Genomic DNA, 17,882 nt, shown 5'->3' with positions numbered 1-17,882 from the left:
CGGGAATGTCACCACCTGTACCAACGACCCCTGTTTCCGGCCGATGTCGTCCCGCGCATCAGGAACCCCAGCAACCACAGCACGAGCACGGCCAATGCGATCCACCAGAGAATCTTCAGTGCGAAACCGGCGCCGAAAAGAATCAGCACCAGAAGCAGCACGAGCAGGATGGCAATCATAATGTGAACCTCCTGCATTCTGAGTTTCCCGGAATCTGCGTTTCAGACTTCCTTTCGGCACAGAATCTCTCCGTGGAGCACACAGAACCACCCGTCGTCCTTCTTGCCCCAGTCCCGCCAGGCGTCCGAGACGGCCCGCAGCCGCTCCGCGGTGGCGTGGCCGCCCTCGGTGGCCCGCTGCGCGTAGGCCGAGGCCACCGTGCGGTCCGCCCACAGCCCGCTCCACCACTCCCGCTCCTCGGCGGTGGAGTAGGTCCAGGTGCCGGAGCTCGCCGTGATGTCGGTCAGGCCCGCCCGCAGCGCCCAGGACTTCAGGCGCCGCCCGGCGTCCGGCTCGCCGCCGTTGGCCCGGGCCACCCGGCGGTACAGGTCCAGCCAGTCGTCCAGCCCCTCGGACGCCGGGTACCAGGTCATGGCCGCGTAGTCCGAGTCGCGTACCGCGATGAATCCGCCCGGCCTGGTGACCCGCTTCATCTCGCGCAGCGCCCGCACCGGGTCCCCGACGTGCTGCAGCACCTGGTGGGCGTGGACCACGCAGAAGGTGTCGTCCTCGAAGTCCAGGGCGTGCACGTCCGCGACCGCGAAGTCGACGTTCGTCAGCTGCCGCTCGGCGGCCGTGGCGCGGGCTTGGTCCAGGATGCCGGGCGCGTGGTCGACGCCCGTGACATGCCCGTCCGGGACCAGGGCCGCCAGGTCTGCGGTGATCGTGCCGGGCCCGCAGCCGATGTCCAGGATCTTCATGTGGGGCTTCAGTGAACCGAGCAGGTAGGCGGCCGAGTTGGCGGCGGTGCGCCAGGTGTGCGAGCGCAGCACGGACTCGTGGTGGCCGTGCGTGTAGACGGCGGTCTCCCGCGGTTTCGACATGGCTGATCTCCCCTTCTCGACAACTGCGTCGGTACTCGGAACCGTACGCTCGCATGTCGAATGATGAGACCTGCGTATTGCCATGTGGACTGATGGATGATCAGTTCCCGGGAAGCGGGCGGTACACGGTGAGCGCCTCGGGCAGCTTCTCCAGCGTCACCTCGCCCTCCACGTCGGTCACCTCACCGTCGTAGGCGAGGAGCGTGCCCGGCGCGACGCCCGACAGATGCAGCCGCCCCACCTGGACCGCCGCGTGGGCTGGGGAGCGGGTAAGGGGACCCGCGACCGCGGCGGCGAGAAGACGCAGCGCGGGCCGGCGTCCGCCGTGCACGACCCGCACGTCGAACCGGCCGTCGGCGAGGTCGGTGCGGCGGCCGGGGGCGAGCCCCATCCGGTGGTAGGTGCCGTTGCCGACGAACAGCAGCCACAACGGCCTGGCCCGGCCACCGAACTCGGCCTCCAGCGGATGCCGGTCGGCCCGCAGCACCCGCAGTGCCCCGAGCACCCCGGCAGGCCAGCCGCCGATCCGGCGCGACCAGCGCTCCCGCTCGCGCACCAGCTCCGGATACACACCCAGGCTGCACGCGTTGACGAAGACACCCTCCCGGCCGTCGCTGCTGAACCGTCCCGCGTCCACGCGCACGGCCTCGCCCTGCCGGACGGCCCGGGTCAGGTCCCGCGCTCCCTCCACGCCGAGGTCGTAGGCGAAGTGGTTCAGGGTGCCGCCGGGCAGCACCGCGAGCGGCACGCCGTGGCGCAGGGCGATCTCGGCTGCCGCGTTGACCGTGCCGTCGCCGCCGCACACGCCGAGCACCGTGGCGCGGGCCGCCGCCTTCTCCAACTCGGCCCGCACCTGGGCCGGTTCGCACGCGACGATCTCGGCCAGCGGCAGTCCGTCGTGCAGGGCGCGCACCCGGTCGGCGGTGCCCGAGGCGGTGTTCGCCACCATCACCAGACCCTCGCCGTCCGGCAGCGCGGGAACCGCCGCGCGGGGCCGGGCCGGTGGCACGATCTGGGCGCGCGTCGGCACCAGGCCCCGTACGGCGAACGCGGCGCCCGCGCCCAGCGCCGCACCGGCCAGGACGTCGCTCGGGAAGTGCAGACCCGTGTAGACCCGGGAGAGCGCGACCGACCAGGCGACCGGGGCCACGGCGGCGCCCCAGGCCGGGGACTCCAGCGCGACGCCGGTCGCGAAGGCCGCGGCCGACGCGGAGTGGCCGGAGGGGAACGAGGTCGTGATCGGCTGCCGCTTCAGCTGCCGGACCCGCGGGACCGGGTCCAGGCGGGGGCGGGTGCGGCGGACCGAGCGCTTTCCGAGGGTGTTGATGGTCAGGGACGCGAGGGTCAGGGAGGCGAGGCCCCGGGCCGCCGCACGGCGGGAGCGCGGGGTGCGGCTCGCGGCCATCACGGCGGCGGCGGCGAACCAGAGCACGCCGTGGTTCGCGCTTCTGCTCAGCCGGGGGAGGATCGGCTCGGCCGCGGGCCAGTTCCGGACGGCCGCGAACCCGAAGAGGCGGGAGTCGAGGGTCAGGAGGCGATGGCGGCCGTCCTTCAGCAGGGTGAGGTCGACGTCGGGATTCATGCCGTTGCGGGTGCCCGCACTCGGGGTGCTTGTTCGGTGCCGAGAGATATGCGTTTGCCCTGGTCCCGTCCTCGCGTCGACAATGCGCCCCATGGGACATCTGGAAGCCGCGCACCTCGAGTACTACCTCCCCGACGGGAGGGCGCTGCTCGGCGACGTGTCCTTCCGGGTGGGAGAAGGGGCCGTCGTGGCCCTCGTGGGGCCCAACGGTGCAGGCAAGACCACCCTGTTGCGGCTGATCTCCGGCGAGCTGAAACCGCACGGCGGGACGGTCACCGTGAGCGGCGGCCTCGGGGTGATGCGCCAGTTCGTGGGGTCCGTACGGGACGAGACGACCGTACGGGACCTGCTCGTGTCGGTCGCGCCCCCGCGGATCAGGGAGGCCGCGCAGGCCGTCGACCGGGCCGAGCACCTGATCATGACCGTCGACGACGAGGCCGCCCAGCTGAAGTACGCGCAGGCTCTGTCCGACTGGGCCGAGGTGCGCGGGTACGAGTCCGAGACGCTCTGGGACATGTGCACCATGGCCGCGCTCGGGGTGCCGTACGACAAGGCACAGTTCCGGCAGGTGCGGACCCTGTCCGGCGGCGAGCAGAAGCGGCTGGTGCTGGAGGCGCTGCTGCGCGGCACGGACCAGGTGCTGCTGCTCGACGAGCCGGACAACTACCTCGACGTGCCCGGCAAGCGCTGGCTCGAGGAGCGGCTGAAGGAGACCCGCAAGACGGTTCTCTTCGTCTCCCACGACCGGGAGCTGCTCTCCCGGGCCGCCGAGAAGATCGTGTCGGTGGAGCCATCGCCCGCCGGGGCGGACGCCTGGGTGCACGGCGGCGGTTTCGCCACGTATCACGAGGCGCGGCGCGAACGCTTCGCCCGTTTCGAGGAGTTGCGCCGGCGCTGGGACGAGAAGCACGCGCAGCTCAAGAAACTGGTGCTGAATCTCCGTCAGGCGGCCAGCATCAGCCATGAGTTGGCTTCTCGTTACCAGGCGGCCCAGACCCGGCTGCGCAAGTTCGAGGAGGCCGGCCCGCCGCCCGAGCCGCCGCGCGAGCAGGACATCACGATGCGGCTCAAGGGCGGTCGTACCGGCATAAGGGCCGTCACCTGCACGGGACTTGAACTGACCGGCCTGATGAAGCCCTTCGACCTGGAGGTCTTCTACGGCGAACGCGTCGCCGTCCTCGGCTCCAACGGCTCCGGCAAGTCGCACTTCCTGCGGCTGCTGGCGGGGGACTCCACCGTGGCGCACACGGGGCAGTGGAAGCTCGGGGCGCGGGTCGTGCCCGGGCACTTCGCGCAGACGCATGCCCACCCCGAGCTCTTCGGCCGCACCCTTCTCGACATCCTCTGGAAGGAGCACGCCCAGGACCGGGGCGCCGCGATGTCCCGGCTGCGCCGCTACGAGCTGACCGGCCAGGCCGAGCAGGGCTTCGACCGGCTCTCCGGCGGCCAGCAGGCCCGCTTCCAGATCCTCCTCCTGGAGCTCCAGGGCGTCACCGCGCTCCTTTTGGACGAGCCCACGGACAACCTTGACCTGGAGTCCGCGGAGGCCCTCCAGGAGGGCCTGGAGGCCTTCGAGGGCACGGTCCTCGCGGTCACCCACGACCGCTGGTTCGCGCGCTCCTTCGACCGGTACCTGGTCTTCGGCTCGGACGGGCGGGTGCGCGAGACGGCGGAGCCGGTGTGGGACGAGCGACGCGTGGAACGGGCCCGGTAACCGCAGGTCACCGGGCCCGTCGGAGGCGCCTCAGGCCCAGCGCAGCAGGGCGCCCAGACCGCCCACCGGGGCCTCCTCGCTCACCGGTGTCACCGAGAGCGCCGGGGCGCCCGTCGCCACCGCCGACCTGATCAGCGCGTCGTCCGCCCGGGCCGACCAGGAGTTCTGTTCGCCGAGGATCTTCAGATCCGTGCGGCGGACCGCCACCTGGTCCGGGTCCTCCCCGATCCACACCTCGCGGTGCGCGTCCGGCCCGTCCGGGCGGATCAGGAGTTCGTCGATACGGTGCTCGCGCGCCGCCTCGACCAGCGCGGGCACGCCCTCCACGGCTCCGGGCTGCCCGTCGTCGCCCGGTGTGCGGGCCGCGAGGAACCGTTCCAGCTCCCGCTCCGCGCGCTGCCGTACATGCGCGGCACGGGCCTGTTCCACGTCCTCGTCGAGCAGCCGGCTGCCGGCGCCGTGCTCGGCCTCGACGACCCGGCCCTGCAGCCGCTTCGGCAGCCGCTCGTGCACGGACCGCTTCTCCCGCTCGTCACCGACCAGGATCAGCAGGTCGGCGCCGGTCTCCTCCTGGCAGACGGCGAGCGCGTCGGCGATCTCGGCCGCGTTGTGCTCCCAGGTGTTCTCCACCCGCAGCTGGAAGTGCCGCTCCGACCAGTCCGAGCTGGCCGTCCGGTGGACGGGCCACTGCTTGCCGGTGACCGAGCCGGCGCCCTGCCGGCCGAGCGCCCCGCGCAGCTCGAAGTCGGCGCCCTTGCGGTCGACGTACGCCACCACGCACACCGGGTCCTCGCCGGCCAGCTCCAGCAGCGGCGCGGTGTGCGGCAGCGGGGCCCAGCGGACCAGGCTGTCCTCGGGGGGCCTGGTCAGCGCCGGGTCCAGGACGACCTTGCCGGCCCGCGCGAACAGGGCCCGGCCGTGCGGCTCGGACGAGTGCCGCATTTCCTCCATCGCCTCCCGCACGGCCACGCAGGTCTCCTCGTCGGCCCCCTGCGTGGACAGCTCGCGGGCGACCGCGACCGCCGCGAGATGCCGTTCGTGGAGTGTGTCCTCCGTGGGGCGGGGGGCGTCGACGTACACAGAGGCCCAGGGGCCGGGATGTTCGTAGAGTGGATGCAGAAAGGCGAGATCCATGGGTTCCCTCCCGGATGCCGCTCGGGGGCGGTGCGGTGATGCTTGCGGTATTGCTTGCCGGGCGGGTACCCGAAGCGCATGAACGAACACGACGAGCGGGGTACCGCCATGACCGGAGTCGACCCCAGCAGGTTGGACGACCAGCAGCTCATGAAAGAGCTGGAGACGATCCATCGCACCCGGCACGAAACGCTGCTTTACGGTTCGAACGACGCGCTCAGTACCCACAACGAGCGCATGGCCCGTCTTGAGGGCGAGTATCTGCGCCGCAACCCGCGCCGGACGGTGGCCGCGGGCCGCACGCGTGAGGGCGCGCGGGAGCGCGGGCCGGGGGACTCGGCCACACCGGACTTGGACTGACCAGGAAACCCTGCGCGGACAGCCGACGGTGACCTGCCGATCACCTGATCAGCAGGCCACCTATGACGTGCCCGAAGGCTCAGTGGCGTGTCGGCAGCCGGTCCGGGTGCCGGTGTGCCGCGATCGCGGCCACGAACGCGTTCAGGAACTCCTCGCCCGCCGGACCCGGTGACGTCTCCGTCACCACGCCCTGGTCGGACTCCACACGGTGGAACTCGGTGGACAGTCGCAGTCCCTCCGGCTCCAGCGACGACAGGATCCCGACGCCCGAGCCGAGCGCGCCGATCGGCTTGCCGTGCCGGTAGGCGTCCCGCACGAAACGCATGACGTCCTGGTCGGCGGCCGTCGGCGGGGTGCCCACGGGACCGCCGGGCAGCAGGACGGCGTCGTACAGCACGGACGCGACGGTCGGCAGCGCGCGGTCCACGGTGTACAGCTCGCCGTCGGCGCCCCGCACCTCGCCGTCCGTCGGTGCCAGCGCCTCCACGACGGCGCCTTCGGCGGCCAGCCGCTCCCGCACCGAGGTCACCTGCTCGGCGTCGATCCCGTCGGTGACGAGGACCGCGATCTGCCGGGTGCGGATGGAGCCGTCGCCGCGCAGCGACTCCAGGCTGAGGGCGGGGGAGGAGAGTTTGTACGCCGTCTCGCCGGCGGTGGGTTCCGGTACGCCGATACCGCGCGCCACCCGGGTCGCCAGCTCGCCGTCCACCTTCGCGAGGTGCTCGACGGTCCGGGCCCGCACGGTCCGGGCGCCCACCTTGCCCAGCTCGAACCGGAACGCCTCGACGATGTGCTGCTTCTCCCAGTCGGCCATGCTGTTCCAGAACAGCGCGGGCTGGCTGTAGTGGTCCTGGAAACTCGGGCTGCGCCGCCGGATCTTGTGTCCGTCCACGCGTTCGGCGTAGTGCGTGAACGCGTGTCCGTCGACACCGGCGTGGGCCGGGCAGCCGCCGCCGAGCGAGTTCGGGGAGTAGTTCGTGCCCCGGTGGATCGCGCTCTGGTGGTAGCCGTCGCGCTGGTTGTTGCGCACCGGCGCGACCGGCCGGTTCACCGGCAGCTGCGAGAAGTTCGGCCCGCCCAGCCGGATCAACTGGGTGTCCAGATAGGAGAAGTTGCGGGCCTGGAGCAGCGGGTCGTTGGTGAAGTCGATACCGGGCACGACGTTGGCGGTGTGGAAGGCGACCTGCTCGGTCTCGGCGAAGAAGTTCTCCGGGTTGCGGTCGAGCACCATCCGGCCGATCGGCCGGACGGGCACCTGCTCCTCCGGGATCAGCTTCGTGGCGTCGAGCAGATCGAAGTCGAACGCGAACTCGTCCTCCTCCGGCACGAGTTGCACGCCGAGCTCCCACTCCGGGTACTCGCCGGCCTCGATGGCGTCCCACAGGTCGCGCCGGTTGAAGTCCGGGTCTCGGCCCTGGCACTCCTGCGCCTCGTCCCACACCAGCGAGTGCGCGCCCAGCCTCGGCGTCCAGTGGAACTTCACGAAGGTGCCCTTGCCCTCCGCGTTCACGAACCGGAAGGTGTGCACGCCGAAGCCCTGCACCATGCGGTAACTGCGCGGGATCGCCCGGTCCGACATCAGCCACATGATCGCGTGCAGGGTCTCCGGCTGGAGCGACACGAAGTCCCACAGGGTGTCGTGCGCCGAGGCGCCGGTGGGGATGTCGTTGTGCGGCTCCGGCTTCACCGCGTGCACGAAGTCCGGGAACTTGATGCCGTCCTGGATGAAGAAGACCGGGAAGTTGTTCCCGACGAGGTCGTAATTGCCTTCCGACGTATAGAACTTGGTGGCGAAGCCCCGCACGTCCCGTACGGTGTCCGCGGAACCCTTGGGTCCCTGCACGGTGGAGAACCGCACGAAGACGGGGGTGCGGACCGCCGGGTCCTGGAGGAAGGCGGCACGGGTGAACTCCGCGCAGGACTCGTACGGTTCGAAGTAGCCGTACGCGCCCGCGCCCCGCGCGTGCACCACCCGCTCCGGGATCCGCTCGTGGTCGAAGTGGGTGAGCTTCTCCCGGAAGTGGAAGTCCTCCATGAGGGTCGGACCGCGCTCACCGGCGGCGAGCGAGTCGTCGGTGTGGTCGACCCCGACGCCCTGGTCGGTGGTGAGCGGCCCGGCAGTCGGGTCGTCGGCGTGAAAACCTTCGCGCTGACGCTGTTTGCGGTCGGCGGAGTCCACTAGGCGGCCTCCTTCGCGAACACGTCCAGGAACGTCTCGCAGAACGCCTTGAGGTCGTCCGGCTTGCGGCTGGTGACCAGCTTGTTGTTCCCGTGGTCGCAGACCTTCACCTGCTCGTCCACCCAGGTGCCGCCCGCGTTGCGGATGTCCGTCTCAAGACTCGGCCAGGAGGTGAGCACCCGGCCCCGTACGGCGTCCGCCTCGACGAGCGTCCACGGCGCGTGGCAGATCGCGGCCACCGGGCGCCCCTGGGTGAAGAAGTCCCGGACGAACGCCACGGCCTTCTCGTCCATCCGCAGGAAGTCCGGGTTGGCCACCCCACCGGGCAGCACCAGCCCGCCGAAGGAGTCCGCGGACGTCTCGCCCACGACCTCCTGCACGGGGAAGGTGTCCGCCTTGTCGAGATGGTTGAACGCCTGGATCTTGCCGGGCTCGGTCGACACGAGCACGGGCTCGTGCCCCGCGTTCACCGCCGCCTGCCACGGATCGGTGAGCTCGATCTGCTCGACCCCCTCGGGTGCGGTCAGAAACGCGATACGCATGATGGTTCAACGTCCTTTCCTGGAAAGCTTTTTCCTTGCTCGGGAAGCGCGCAGCTGTGGATGTGCTGCTCGACCGGCCCCTGCTCCTCACCGGGGTTGACCTCGCAGCGCAGGGTGAGCGCGATGGGCAGACCGGCCCCGGTTCATACGGGGGCTCCGTCGCCCGGATCCGCACGGCTGATGTCGGCGAGCGCCGACCCCGGGTCCCGGCCCTCGGCGATGTCCCCGAGGCTCACCATGCCGACGGGCAGGCCGTCCTCGATGACCGGCAGCCGCCGTACGGCGTGCGCGCGCATCAGCGCGACCGCCTGCGTCACCGGGTCGCCGGGGGCGACGGTCAGCGGATCCGGCGTGCACACCGACTGGACACTCACCGTCAGCGGGTCGGCGCCGTCGGCGACGGCCCTCACCGTGATGTCCCGGTCGGTGAGCAGTCCCACCACGTGCTGACCGTCGGCCACCACGACATCGCCGATGTCCTGCGCGCGCATCAGCCGCGCCGCCTCGACCAGCGAGGCGTCCGGGCGGACGGCCACCACACCGGGGGTCATCACGTCCCTCACGAGCTCCGCCGTCACGGGGTGCCCTCCGTCCGGGTGAGTGCCCGCGCGAGCTCCTGGACGTTGGCGTGGTTCTCCTTGCGTGGCAGTTCCTCCACAGCCTCCACGAGGGCGTCGGGGGCGTTCTTGCGGCGCAGCACCCGCCCCAGCTCCACGGAGGTGGCGGGGAACGAGCTGCGGCCCAGGAGCCGGGCCAGCTCCAGTCGGACGGTCTCCAGGGACGCCCCGTCGCTGCCCGGCGCCACGGGCCCGCCCCAGACCTGCGGATCGTCGTCGGCGGTCGGCTCCGGGTCGTTCCACTCCTCACTCCGGGTGGGATGCCCGGAACGGAGCAGACCCTGGAGTTCGTGCTTCATCTCGTCGTCACGGTGGCGACTCAGCCGGTCGCTGCCTCGCTGCATGTCTCCCTCCAGATCCTCGGGGTCCGCACCGCGTACCCGTGCACCGGAGGCCGACACAGGGTTTGCCGGACCGAAGCCGGGAGACCCGGCCCGGACCCCCCGCGTACCTCCCCCGGGAAGGACATGGCGATGGTGGTCCTCGTCGCGCTCATACCGATCCTCATGCTCGGCGTCGTGCTCGCGCTCGGCCGGTACGAGGAGCTGATGCTTCCGGAGCGGGAGGACGACCGGCGCGAACCGGTCGCCCTCCCGGTGGCTACTTCTTCTCCCGCCCCGGCAGGAACTCCTGCACCTTCGCCTTGAAGCCCTGCTTCACCATGGACGCCCGGTCCGCGTCACCCTTGAGGACCGACGCGGCCGTGGCCTCCATCTGCTCCCAGGTCGCGTGCGGCGGGATCGGCGGTACGGCCGGGTCGGTGAGGAACTCCAGGACCGCGGGGCCGTCCGCCTCGAGACCGGCCCGCCAGGCCGCCTCCACGTCCTCCGGCTTCTCCACCCGGATCCCGGTCAGACCGAGGGAGCGGGCGAACGCGGCGTACTGGACGTCCGGGAGCTGCTGCGAGGGCAGGAAGGACGGGGCGCCCTCCATGGCCCGCATCTCCCAGGTGACCTGGTTGAGGTCGTGGTTGTTCCAGATGGCGACGATCAGCCGCGGATCCTCCCACAGATCCCGGTACTTGGCCGCGGTGATCAGCTCGGCCATGCCGTTCATCTGCATCGCCCCGTCCCCGACCAGCGCGATCGCCGGCCGGTCCGGGTGCGCGAACTTCGCGCCGATCGCGTACGGCACCCCGGGGCCCATCGTCGCCAGCGTGCCGGACAGCGACGAGCGCATGCCGGGACGCATGGTCAGGTGCCGGGCGTACCAGTTGGCGGTGGAACCGGAGTCGGAGGTGACGATCGCGTTGTCGGGCAGCAGCGGGTCGAGTGCGCGGGCCACGTACTCCGGGTTGATCGGGTCGGCCGACTGCTGCGCCCGCCGCTCCATCACCTCACGCCAGCGCGAGACGTTGTCGCACACGGTGTCGTACCACTCGCGCCCGCCGCGCTCCACGTCCAGCATCGGGATCAGCCGCTGCAGCGTCGCCTTCGCGTCGCCGACGAGGTTCACCTCGTACGGATAGCGCATCCCGACCATGTGCGGGTCGATGTCGATCTGCACACCCCGCGCCTTGCCGAAGTCCGGCAGGAACTGCGTGTAGGGGAACGACGAGCCGATGGTCAGCAGGGTGTCGCAGTCCCGCATGAGTTCGTACGACGGCCGCGTGCCCAGCAGACCGATCGAGCCGGTGACGTACGGGAGTTCGTCGCTCAGCGCGTCCTTGCCGAGCAGTGCCTTGGCGACGCCCGCGCCGAGCAGCTCGGCGATCCGCTCCACCTCGGCCCGCGCCCCGGCCGCACCCTGGCCGATCAGGATCGCGGGCTTGGCACCGGAGTTGAGGATCTCCGCGGCCCGCTCCAGCGACTCCTGGGACGGAACCGCCGTCCAGTCGCTGCGGTCCAGGCTGGACGGCACCATCTTGAACTCGTGGGTGGGCGCCGAGTAGTCGAGCTCCTGCACGTCCCCGGGGATGATGATCGCCGTGGGACAACGGCGGGCGTACGCGGTGCGGATCGCCCGGTCCAGGACGTTGGGCAGCTGCTCGGGGACCGTCACCGTCTCCACGAACTCCGAGGCGACGTCCTTGAACAGGGTGTGCAGGTCGACCTCCTGCTGGTACGAACCGCCCATCGCGGTGCGGTGCGTCTGGCCGACGATCGCCAGCACCGGCACATGGTCCAGCTTGGCGTCGTACAGACCGTTCAGCAGATGGATCGCCCCGGGCCCCGAGGTCGCCGCGCACACTCCGATACGACCGCTGAACTTGGCGTAACCGACCGCCTCGAACGCGGACATCTCCTCGTGCCGGGACTGCACGAACCGTGGCTGGTTGTCGGCCCGGCCCCAGGCCGCCAGCAGGCCGTTGATGCCGTCGCCCGGATAGCCGAAGACATGGTCCACACCCCACTCGCGCAGCCGCTCGAGGATGTGATCGGACACCTTGGTGCTCATGGGCTGACCTCCCGACATGGATGGCACAGGCAGCAGCCCTACGAGTCACCCTGCGCGGCCCCGGAAAACCTGCCCGGGTTTGCCGCCGGGGGCCGAGGGCAGGCGCGTCACAGTGCTTCGGACCGGAGGCACGTGTGGGGGAGCGGCGCCCGGCCGCGCCGGCCGCGCCTGTCCGAACGCGGACGCGCTCCCCGCCGATCGTCCAACCCAGAGCATTATCAAGGGAGTTGCGACGCACATGCCCACTTCAGTGAGCGCGAAGCACCACCCGCACGACGACGCACCCGACACCGCCGCCTCCTTCCGCAGGCTCGCCGACCTCCCCCCGGGACCCGAGCGCGACACACTGCGCGGACAGATCGTCGAGGCATGGCTGCCCATGGCCGACCGGCTCGCCCGCCGCTTCCGCAGCCGCGGCGAGAGTTTCGAGGACCTGTGCCAGGTCGCGGCCCTCGGCCTGGTCAAGGCCGTCGACCGCTACGACCCCGCGCGCGGCCACGCTTTCGAGAGCTACGCCGTCCCCACCATCACCGGCGAGATCAAGCGGCACTTCCGCGACCACATGTGGACCCTGCACGTGCCGCGCCGGGTCCAGGACCTGCGCAACCGCGTCCGCTTCGCCGCTCAGGACCTCGCCCAGACCATCCCGGGGCGCAGGCCCAGCGTCGCCGAGATCGCCGAGCACGCGGACATGAGCGAGGAGGACGTCCTGGCGGGCCTCGAGGCCCTGGAGAGCTTCACCGCCCTCTCCCTCGACGCCGAACTGCCCGGCAGCGAGGACGGCTACTCGCTCGCCGACGCCCTCGGCTCGCCCGACCCCGCACTGGACACGGTCGTCGACCGCGAGTCCGTCAGGCCCCGGCTGGCCTCGCTGCCCGAGCGGGAGCGCGCCATTCTCTACATGCGCTTCTTCGGCGACATGACCCAGAGCCGGATCGCCGAGCAGCTGGGCGTCTCCCAGATGCACGTGTCCCGCCTGATCAGCCGCTGCTGCGGACGGCTGCGTGAGCAGATCATGCGGGACGCCGCCGCGTGACGGGACCGCTCTGAGGGAGCGCCCCCGGCGCCACGGCCCCCCGGCGCCCCGACGTCACCCACTCGGCCCTCCCCGTCCCGCCAATGGCCTCCGCCGCGCGCGGGACGGGGAGGGCCGGGCTGTGATGGCTGTGGGTGCGACCGTCGTGCCCTCGGTCCGTCGTCACCGTCCGGTCGTCGTCACTCCGACGCCCGACGACGGGCCCCGCAGCCGCCGGCCGAAGGAGTCCACCCCATGCGCCGCACCGCCCGTCTCCGGGCCCTGTCCGTCGTCCTCCCCGCACTCGGGGTCACCCTGGGCGTCGCCCCGCCGAGCGCCTTCGCGGAACCGGCCGCGGAGGTCAGCCCGAGCAGTGTCCAGCCGGGCGGCAGCGTCACCGTGTCCGTCTCCTGCGATCCCGGTACCGGGACGCCGCCCGCCACCGTCGACGCCACCTCGGAGGCCTTCGAGACGCAGACCGTCCGGCTGCAGCTGGTGCCCGGCAACGACGACAAGGTCTCCGGCCCCGCCTACAGCGGCACCGCGCACATCTCCGCCGACCAGGAACTCCAGGAAGGTGCCGGCGGCGTCGGCCCGGACTCCGCGTGGACCGTCGACGGCACCTGCCCGACCGCGGACCGCGCACCGGGCCAGGCCTGGAGCGCCACCTTCACCGTCACCCGCGGCCCCGCCACCGGCAGCAGCCACCGCCCGTGCACCAAGCCGCAAACCGAGCCGCGCACCGAGCCGCAAACCGAGCCGCAAACAGAGCCGCGTACCGAGCCCCGCACCGAGAGCTGCGACCCCGCGGTCATCCAGAGCCCGGTCCACGCCGGTCAGGGCGGCAGCTTCACCGATTCCGTGCCCGCTCTGGCCGCCGGAGCCCTGCTGATCGCGGGCGCCGCCGCGGGCGCCGTCTACCGGCTGCGCCGCAAGGCCCCCGGGGCGAACACCTGAGGCGAAACGTCAGGTCCGTGTGACGGGCGCAACCCGCACGGGTGCCCATGGCCGGGCGGCACCGTGGGTACTCAGAGCGCGAGGAGCGCGCCAGGCGCGAGAACATGAGACGGCGGACCGGACGAGCCACCGGACAGCGCCTTACGGAGGTGACCGATGCGGACCGACCCGGAGGGCCACGGCCCCGTCCGCTACGGCCCTCCGCTGCCCGACGACGGGCTTCCCGTACTGCCCGAACTCACCGCAGTCCTCGCCGCCGCGGCGGGCCGCCCCCGCGCCGAACCGGTCGGCGGCGGCACCCCGCTCCTGGAGGCCGCCTGCGGCTACGCGGCCCGGCGCGGTCTGCCCGCCGAACCCGACCATGTGGCCGCCGCCCCCGGCGCCCCCGCCCTCCTGCTCGCCCTGACCGCCGCGCTCGGCGGCGACGTCCTGGTGCCCCGTCCCTGCGCCGCCTGGTGGGCGCCGTACGCACGCCTGTTGGGAAGACCCGTCTTCCACGTGGCCACACCGGCCGAATGCGGCGGCGTCCCGGATCCGTACGCGCTTCTGGAGACCGTGCGCCGAGTGCGTGCCGAGGGCGGTGACCCGCGGCTGTTGGTGCTGTCCGTCGCCGACGACCCCACCGCCACCGTCGCCCCGCCCGAGGTGCTGCACGAGACCGTCGAGGCGGCCGCGGGCGAGGGCCTGCACCTGGTCAGCGACGAGACCTGGCGCGACACCGTGCACGCCCCCCATGAGACGGTCTGGCTCAGTCCCGCCGAGATGCTGCCCGACCGGGTCACCGTCGTCACCGACCTGGCCGGGAGCCTGCTCCCGACCGGCTGGCCGGCCGCATTCGCCCGCTTCCCGGCCAACGGCGACGGCGAGGGCCTCCACGCGCGCGTGCTGGACGTCCTGACCGCCCTGGGCGCCCGCGTCGCCGCCCCCGTCGCCGCGGCCGCCGCCCACGCCCTCACCGAGCCCGAACCGGTCACCGCCCACCGCGCCGCCGTAGGACGCCTCCACGCGCGTGTGGCCGCCGCGGCGCACGCCACCGTCGTCGGCGCGGGCGCCCTCTCCCGGCCCCCGCGGGCCGGCCGCCACCTCTACGTCGACCTCGGCCCCCTGCGCCCCGCGCTCACCGCGCGCGGCGTCGGGGACGCCCAGGACCTGGAGGACTTCCTCACCGCCCGGCTCGGCATGCCCGCACCCGGCGGCCACCGCTTCGGCGACGACCTCGGCGCCCTGCGCGTACGGCTGTCCACCGGCCCCCTGCTCGGCGGTTCCGAAGAGGAACGCGCGGAATGCCTCACCTCACCCACGCCGTTGGAACTGCCACACGTGCAACGCGCGTTGATCACCCTGGAGTCGGTCTTCGACGACCTCCGCGACGACGCTCAGCGATGGGAGCCTCCTCGATGACGCAGCAGTCCGAGTCGACCACCAGCACGCGAGTGGCCGACGAGCCCTCGGCCCCCTCCTTCGCGTCCCCGTCCCCGCCGCTCGCCGAACCCCGCCAGCTGGGGGAGCGGAGAGTGTGGCCGCGGTCCTTCCACGACCGACTGACCGCCCCGCTGCCCGGTCTGAAGGCCATGGCCCGCTTCGCCCGCGAGGGCGCCGTACGCCCCGGACCCGAGGGCCTCGCCGACATCCCGAAACTGCCCTACGCGCCCGCCCCGATCCCCGCCGTCGACGCCCGCACGGTCGCCGTCTCCTGGGCGGGACACGCCAGTTGGGTGGTACGGATCGGCGGCCTGACCGTCCTCACCGACCCGGTCTGGTCCCGCCGCATCCTCGGCACCCCGGCCCGCATCACCCCGGTCGGCATCGACTGGAACGCCCTGCCGCGCATCGACGCGGTCGTCATCAGCCACAACCACTACGACCACCTGGACGCCCCGACCCTGCGACGCCTCCCGCGCGACACCCCGGTCTTCGTCCCGGCCGGACTGGCCCGCTGGTTCCACCGCCGCCGCTTCACCGCGGTGACCGAACTGGACTGGTGGGAGGCGGCCGAACTGAACGGCGTCCGCTTCGACTTCGTCCCCGCCCACCACTGGTCCAAGCGCTCCCTCACGGACACCTGTCGCACCCTGTGGGGCGGCTGGGTCCTCACCGCGCAGGACGGGCAGCGCGTCTACTTCGCGGGCGACACGGGCTACGGCCACTGGTTCTCCCGTATCGGCCACCGCTATCCCGGCATCGACCTCGCCCTCCTGCCCATCGGCGCCTACGACCCCCGCTGGTGGCTCAGCGACGTGCACTGCGACCCGGAGGAGGCGGTGCGAGCGGCCCAGGACCTGGGCGCCCGCCGCATGGCCCCCATGCACTGGGCGACGTTCGTGCTGTCGGCCGAACCGGTGCTGGAACCGCTGACCAGGGTCAGGGAGGCGTGGGAGAAGGCGGGCCTGGCACGCGAGGACCTGTGGGACCTGCCGGTCGGAGGCTCACGGGTGCTGGAGCACCCCTATGAGCACCCCTCTGCGCGCCCCTAGGAGCGCACCCGCTTCCACACCGTCGGTGCCGCGCTGATCGCCACGGTCAGCGCGACCGCCGCCACCACACCCTGCCAAGGCTCCGGGAACAGCGATCCACCCAGAATCCCGATCAGCTGATACGTCACGGCCCAGGCGAGACAGGCCGGGAGATTCCCCCGAACGAACCGCCGCAACGGCCACTCGGCCATGAGACAGGCCAGCATCACCGGTATCCGCCCCGCCGGCACCAGCCGGGAAAGGACGAGGACGGCCACCCCGTGGTCGGCCAGCTTTCCCTGCGCCTGGGAGAGCCGCTCCTCCGGCGCCCGGGACCGAAGCGCCTCCAGCCACCGCGATCCGTTCTTCGACTTCATCCCGCGCCGCCCCAGCCAGTACAGGGCGACGTCCCCGAGAAACGCGGCGGTGGAGGCCGTGACGAACACGAACAGCAGAGAAAGAGGCGCCGTCTGATGAAACGCCACGACGGCGGCCGAACTCACCAGCGCCCCCGTGGGAACCACCGGTACCAACGCCCCCAGAAACACCAGCAGGAACAACGTCGGGTACCCGATCGCCTGTCCGGCAGCCCCCGGCGTCGCCCCCGTGGTGGCGGCCGCGAGCCACGTCACCGCGCGACCTCCAGCCGCACGCTCTCCCCGTGCTCCAACCGGTGCACATCCACGCCCGGCGCGAACTGCGCCGCCAGCCGCACGAACTCCGCACCCGGCGCATGGAACTCATGCGGCCGCACCGCGTCCATCCCGATCGGCCAGTACGTTCCGTAGTGCACCGGCACCGCACTGCGCGGCGCCAACCGGGCCAGGGCCTGGGCCGCGCGCCCGGCGTCGAGGTGCCCCTCCCCGAGATACGGCCCCCACCCGCCGACCGGCAACAACGCCACGTCGACCGGCCCGACCTCCTTGGCCATGTCGTCGAACAGCCCGGTGTCCCCGGCGAAGTACGTCCGCGCCGAGCCCTCGACGACGTAACCGAGCGCGGGGGAGCGGTGCGGCCCGACCGGCAGCCGGCGCCCGTCGTGCCAGGCCGGGACCACGCGTATGAGGAGGTCGCCGACGCGTCGCTCGTCGCCGGGCGCCACCTCGTCCACCCGGAGGTGGGTGAGCCGGCGCAGCCCCGGCACCTGGCGTGGTGCGCCCCGGGGCACGAGCAGGCGCGTGCCCGGCTCGAGCCGGGCCAGCGAGGGAACGTGCAGGTGGTCGGCGTGCAGATGGGAGACGAGGGCCACGTCCGCACGCCGGGCGCCGGGCGGCGGTACCGCACCGCGGCGCCGGCGCAGATGAGCGAGACGGCGAGCGAACAGAGGGTCGGTGAGCACACGTACGTCCGAATCCGTCACCGTGCAGGTGGCGTGGCCCCACCAGGCGATCTCCACCGGCACCTCTTTGCCTCCTTCGCGCGACTCCCCGAAGCCTACGGGCTGGAGTAGGGTCGGCGGCGAAACCCGGAGGTGAGGGGGACACCATGGGAGCGGTCCATGTCACGGCGATCGCGAGTCTGACGCCGCTGGAGGAGCTGGACGCCGACCCCTTCCTGGTGGACTCCCGCAGCCAGCACGCGATGTGTGCGCGCTGGGCCGCGGAGCGGGGGTACACCGTGCGCAGGGAACTGCTGGTGCGAGGGCTCAGGGCCGACCACTGCGTGCTGTGGGACGGGGTGCGGGCGGGGCGGGATCTCTTCGTGGCCCCGAGCCGCAGGGTCCTGGAGAGCGCCCTGTCCTCCGTGGAGGAGTTCACCGCAGAGTGCGCCCGCCGCGGGGTGCGGGTCGAGACGGTGGGCTTCGCGGAGCCCCTCTACGACGCCCAGATGAAGGCCAGGGTGCATCGCAGGCTGTCGATGCCGACGGCGGGATACGACGGCCGTTAGCC

Annotated in this window: 18 protein-coding genes; 7 read left to right on the top strand and 11 right to left on the bottom strand. The window is 72.1% G+C overall.

The window, feature by feature from the left end; translation table 11 throughout:
* Nucleotides 1-8: 8 nt before the first annotated feature.
* The 3 genes from OG841_RS09145 to OG841_RS09135 all read right to left on the bottom strand — a co-directional run bounded on the left by OG841_RS09145 (nucleotide 9) and on the right by OG841_RS09135 (nucleotide 2,625).
* Complete coding sequence (locus OG841_RS09145; RefSeq protein ID WP_266557339.1) at nucleotides 9-179, bottom strand: hydrophobic protein; 171 nt, start codon at nucleotides 177-179, stop codon at nucleotides 9-11.
* 42 nt (nucleotides 180-221) lie between these two features.
* Entirely contained in the window at nucleotides 222-1,043 is an 822-nt protein-coding gene (locus tag OG841_RS09140) for a class I SAM-dependent methyltransferase (protein ID WP_371564388.1), read from the bottom strand.
* A gap of 100 nt (nucleotides 1,044-1,143) precedes the next feature.
* Complete coding sequence (locus OG841_RS09135) at nucleotides 1,144-2,625, bottom strand: bifunctional phosphatase PAP2/diacylglycerol kinase family protein (protein WP_371564386.1); 1,482 nt, start codon at nucleotides 2,623-2,625, stop codon at nucleotides 1,144-1,146.
* Between the two features lie 91 nt (nucleotides 2,626-2,716).
* Here OG841_RS09135 and OG841_RS09130 point away from each other — a divergent pair, with 91 nt between their 5' ends.
* Nucleotides 2,717-4,339 (top strand): ABC-F family ATP-binding cassette domain-containing protein, encoded by a 1,623-nt coding sequence (locus OG841_RS09130; RefSeq protein WP_371564384.1) that lies wholly within the window; start codon nucleotides 2,717-2,719, stop codon nucleotides 4,337-4,339.
* A 30-nt stretch (nucleotides 4,340-4,369) separates the two neighbouring features.
* On the opposite strand, the gene OG841_RS09125 is transcribed toward OG841_RS09130, so the two are convergent.
* Nucleotides 4,370-5,473, bottom strand: a complete 1,104-nt coding sequence (locus OG841_RS09125; protein WP_371564382.1) for a baeRF2 domain-containing protein — start codon at nucleotides 5,471-5,473, stop codon at nucleotides 4,370-4,372.
* 78 nt (nucleotides 5,474-5,551) lie between these two features.
* Here OG841_RS09125 and OG841_RS09120 point away from each other — a divergent pair, with 78 nt between their 5' ends.
* Nucleotides 5,552-5,833 carry a DUF6158 family protein gene (locus OG841_RS09120; RefSeq protein ID WP_365122392.1) on the top strand — a complete coding sequence of 94 codons (282 nt, stop codon included), beginning with the start codon at nucleotides 5,552-5,554 and terminating at the stop codon, nucleotides 5,831-5,833.
* 79 nt (nucleotides 5,834-5,912) lie between these two features.
* Here OG841_RS09120 and OG841_RS09115 read toward each other — a convergent pair whose 3' ends face one another.
* The 5 genes from OG841_RS09115 to OG841_RS09095 form a co-directional block, all read right to left on the bottom strand.
* Nucleotides 5,913-8,012 carry a catalase gene (locus OG841_RS09115; RefSeq protein ID WP_365122389.1) on the bottom strand — a complete coding sequence of 700 codons (2,100 nt, stop codon included), beginning with the start codon at nucleotides 8,010-8,012 and terminating at the stop codon, nucleotides 5,913-5,915.
* On the bottom strand, nucleotides 8,012-8,554 hold the full coding sequence (locus tag OG841_RS09110; protein ID WP_328641896.1) for a type 1 glutamine amidotransferase domain-containing protein: 543 nt from the start codon (nucleotides 8,552-8,554) through the stop codon (nucleotides 8,012-8,014). Before OG841_RS09110 ends, OG841_RS09115 begins: the two co-directional genes overlap by 1 nt.
* Before the next feature lie 143 nt (nucleotides 8,555-8,697).
* A complete protein-coding gene (locus tag OG841_RS09105) occupies nucleotides 8,698-9,132 on the bottom strand; it encodes a CBS domain-containing protein (protein ID WP_328641897.1) in 435 nt (144 codons plus the stop codon).
* Nucleotides 9,129-9,515: a DUF2795 domain-containing protein gene (locus OG841_RS09100; RefSeq protein ID WP_328641898.1), complete on the bottom strand. Its 387-nt coding sequence runs from the start codon at nucleotides 9,513-9,515 to the stop codon at nucleotides 9,129-9,131. Before OG841_RS09100 ends, OG841_RS09105 begins: the two co-directional genes overlap by 4 nt.
* Before the next feature lie 256 nt (nucleotides 9,516-9,771).
* On the bottom strand, nucleotides 9,772-11,568 hold the full coding sequence (locus tag OG841_RS09095) for a thiamine pyrophosphate-requiring protein (RefSeq protein WP_328641899.1): 1,797 nt from the start codon (nucleotides 11,566-11,568) through the stop codon (nucleotides 9,772-9,774).
* A gap of 238 nt (nucleotides 11,569-11,806) precedes the next feature.
* Between OG841_RS09095 and OG841_RS09090 the strand changes: the two genes are divergently transcribed.
* The 4 genes from OG841_RS09090 (at nucleotide 11,807) to OG841_RS09075 (ending at nucleotide 16,014) form a co-directional block, all read left to right on the top strand.
* On the top strand, nucleotides 11,807-12,604 hold the full coding sequence (locus OG841_RS09090) for an RNA polymerase sigma factor SigF (protein WP_371564377.1): 798 nt from the start codon (nucleotides 11,807-11,809) through the stop codon (nucleotides 12,602-12,604).
* Nucleotides 12,605-12,838: 234 nt separating this feature from the next.
* Nucleotides 12,839-13,540, top strand: a complete 702-nt coding sequence (locus tag OG841_RS09085) for a hypothetical protein (protein ID WP_328641901.1) — start codon at nucleotides 12,839-12,841, stop codon at nucleotides 13,538-13,540.
* A gap of 156 nt (nucleotides 13,541-13,696) precedes the next feature.
* Nucleotides 13,697-14,941, top strand: a complete 1,245-nt coding sequence (locus OG841_RS09080; protein ID WP_328641902.1) for an aminotransferase class I/II-fold pyridoxal phosphate-dependent enzyme — start codon at nucleotides 13,697-13,699, stop codon at nucleotides 14,939-14,941.
* On the top strand, nucleotides 14,938-16,014 hold the full coding sequence (locus OG841_RS09075) for an MBL fold metallo-hydrolase (protein WP_328641903.1): 1,077 nt from the start codon (nucleotides 14,938-14,940) through the stop codon (nucleotides 16,012-16,014). Before OG841_RS09080 ends, OG841_RS09075 begins: the two co-directional genes overlap by 4 nt.
* On the opposite strand, the gene OG841_RS09070 is transcribed toward OG841_RS09075, so the two are convergent.
* Together OG841_RS09070 and OG841_RS09065 are read right to left on the bottom strand one after the other, a co-directional pair.
* A complete protein-coding gene (locus tag OG841_RS09070) occupies nucleotides 16,011-16,625 on the bottom strand; it encodes a DedA family protein (protein WP_326662245.1) in 615 nt (204 codons plus the stop codon). The two genes, OG841_RS09075 and OG841_RS09070, sit on opposite strands and share 4 nt — an antisense overlap.
* Nucleotides 16,622-17,395, bottom strand: coding sequence for an MBL fold metallo-hydrolase (locus OG841_RS09065; protein WP_328641904.1), 774 nt, complete (start codon nucleotides 17,393-17,395; stop codon nucleotides 16,622-16,624). Before OG841_RS09065 ends, OG841_RS09070 begins: the two co-directional genes overlap by 4 nt.
* 83 nt (nucleotides 17,396-17,478) lie before the next feature.
* Between OG841_RS09065 and OG841_RS09060 the strand changes: the two genes are divergently transcribed.
* Nucleotides 17,479-17,880 carry a hypothetical protein gene (locus OG841_RS09060; RefSeq protein WP_031045739.1) on the top strand — a complete coding sequence of 134 codons (402 nt, stop codon included), beginning with the start codon at nucleotides 17,479-17,481 and terminating at the stop codon, nucleotides 17,878-17,880.
* The last annotated feature ends 2 nt before the right edge of the window (nucleotides 17,881-17,882 follow it).

The sequence above is a fragment of the Streptomyces canus genome, assembly GCF_041435015.1.
Classification (GTDB): Bacteria; Actinomycetota; Actinomycetes; order Streptomycetales; family Streptomycetaceae; genus Streptomyces; species Streptomyces canus_G.
Note: the sequence above shows the minus strand (reverse complement) of the source record. Positions and strands in the feature narration are given on the sequence as shown.